Here is a 376-nt window from a genome sequence, read left to right as displayed (position 1 = left end):
GCCTGAAATGCTAATTTCAAGACCACTACCCACCTGTTTGATAATCAGGTCCGAAGCGGTAATACCTTCTTTTAACTTCAGGATATTTAGCTTGTTGATATTCGTGTCATAACTTGAACTTACCGTATCCTGTCCGTCACCTCGACCAAACACATAGGTGTTGTTACCCAAACCACCATTCAACTGGTCATTGCCGGCTCCACCCTCAAGGATGTCATCACCCACACCGCCAGTCAGGTTGTCATTTCCAGCACCACCCTCAAGGGTGTCATTTCCATTGCCACCATCTAAAGTATCGTTACCCAGACCACCCTTGAGAATATCGGCTCCTTCTTCACCATACAGTTTGTCATCTCCATCTCCACCCTCAAGAATG

The 376-nt window shown here is 46.5% G+C and carries 1 protein-coding gene; it reads right to left on the bottom strand.

Annotated features, from left to right (window positions below):
• Positions 1–376, bottom strand: a 376-nt coding sequence (locus tag FY048_RS19005) for a calcium-binding protein (protein ID WP_446092177.1), incomplete at both ends; no start/stop codon positions are given.

The sequence above is a fragment of the Acinetobacter sp. 1124_18A genome (assembly GCF_052824995.1).
Note: the sequence above shows the minus strand (reverse complement) of the source record. Positions and strands in the feature narration are given on the sequence as shown.